General features: G+C 50.1%; 1 protein-coding gene. It reads left to right on the forward strand.

Translation table 11 applies throughout. The annotated features are described in order from the left end of the window. Nucleotides 1–610 precede the first annotated feature (610 nt). Nucleotides 611–1798: a putative glycoside hydrolase gene (locus tag ACFPPD_RS20415; RefSeq protein WP_209752128.1), complete on the forward strand. Its 1188-nt coding sequence runs from the start codon at nucleotides 611–613 to the stop codon at nucleotides 1796–1798. The last annotated feature ends 150 nt before the right edge of the window (nucleotides 1799–1948 follow it).

Genomic DNA, 1948 nt, shown 5'->3' on the forward strand with positions numbered 1-1948 from the left:
GTGGCTCTCGCCTTTCCAGGCAGGGTTTTCACCTGCTAAGTTACTCAACCTACGCTCGGTCGCTTCTACCAGTATCCCTTCCGATCAGGACCGATCAGGAGGTAACGCCTGGTGCAAGGGATACTTGCTTTTAAATTGCCGATGACCCGTTCCATTCTAATATGAAACGGCAAAATTGAACGTGATATCCGGGAGTCCGTTCTCCAATCTCCATTCTCCAATCATAGCATTCAAAAATCCGCTGATTGGTTCCTTCTGAGGCAAGGGGATAATAGTACGATTGTTCCAAAATGACACGGAGATTAGGTTAAGCCTAGATGAGTAGATGTCCATAAACTTATACTTTCTGATGATTTTAGAAAAACTTCCTCAATTCGCGGTCGCTCATCTTCGAAAGTCCTTCGGTAGAAGTTTTTCTTATCACGAAGTCATTTCAAGAAGCCTATTCGGCGGTGCTGAAAACCGATCTTTTTGAATTCTATATTCGAGGCCGGACAACCGCCCGAAATTCCTAGCCATTTTCGCCAAAATACTACAAAATACCTGTGTTTACTCTTCCCTATCTCGATTATAATTTTGTTACAGAGCCGATGGGGAGAGAAAATGGAAAATGAATATTTTAATGGCATTATTCGTGTTGTTGAACGCATCGGTCGGCGGTCACACCACGGAAGAATTAACCCCAGGAAGCAATTTGTGGAAATCGATGGCGTTCGCGATTAAGCACCAGTCCTCCGCTCCCGCAGAGGGAAGCAACGACGGCGAAACGGCGGAACCCGCGACCCCGACGCCGGAAGACCCTCAGCCGGACGCCCCCGTCGTCAAAGGCGTATACGTAACGGCCTACAGCGCCGGAGGCTCGAGAATGGCCACCTTGCTCGATTTTCTGGACCGGACCGAACTGAACGCGATGGTCATCGACGTTAAGGACGACCTGGGCAACATTACTTACAAGACGGACAATCCGACTCTTCAGAAGCTAGGTAATCCACAGCCTTACATCAAAGACATCCATAAGCTGATGACGACGCTGGAGGAACATAAAATTTATCCGATCGCGCGCGTCGTCGTTTTCAAGGACAGCGTCCTCGCGAAGAAACATCCGGAGTACTCCTTCATTCAGAAGGACGGAACGATCTGGCAGAACAAGAACAAGGATAAATTCGTCAATCCGTACCGCAAGGAAGTATGGGATTACAACCTCGAGATCGCCAAGGAAGCGGCGAAGCTCGGCTTCAAGGAAGTCCAGTTCGACTACGTCCGATTCCCCGAAGGTTTCGAGAAGAAGGCGGACAATCTGAAGTTTACGAAAAACGAGCTTAGCCGCGTCGATATCGTCACCGGGTTCGTCGAATACGCGAAGAAGCAATTGGCGCCCCTGGGCGTCCGGGTATCGGTCGACATCTTCGGGTATGCCGCATCCGTGCCGGCCGCGGAAGGCATCGGGCAAGACTTCGTGAAAATCTCGAATTCCGTCCAGGTCATCTCGCCGATGATCTATCCGAGCCATTACAGCACCGGCTGGTTCGGACAGAAAAACCCGGACACCGCGCCGTACGCGACGATCAAAGGCGCCATGGACGACACGCACAAGAAGCTCGACCCGCTCGGCAAAGCCAAACCGGTCATCCGGCCTTGGATTCAAGACTTTACGGCCAGCTGGCTGGGCAAAGGCCATTACGCCAAATACGGCGCGGCCGAAGTGCAAGCCCAGATCAAAGCGCTTAACGACAGCGGCGTACAAGAATTCCTTCTCTGGAACGCGGGCAATAAGTACTCGGAAGGCGTTAAATATTAAGCGGCAATCTTATTATTACTATCGATAAAAGAAATCCCCATCGGACATTGCCGAGGCCACTGAAAAAGTCCATTTCCGCTAAAAGGTACAGACTCTCATTAATTTGAGGGGGCTGTGCCTTTTTCTTGTATAATTAAAGTATTATGTTGG

The organism is Cohnella suwonensis, from assembly GCF_042655365.1.
Classification (GTDB): domain Bacteria; phylum Bacillota; class Bacilli; order Paenibacillales; family Paenibacillaceae; genus Cohnella; species Cohnella suwonensis.

Coding starts and splice junctions, on each gene's coding strand:
- ACFPPD_RS20415 (WP_209752128.1), top strand. CDS start 611: ATGAATATTTTAATGGCATTATTCGTGTTGTTGAACGCATCGGTCGGC.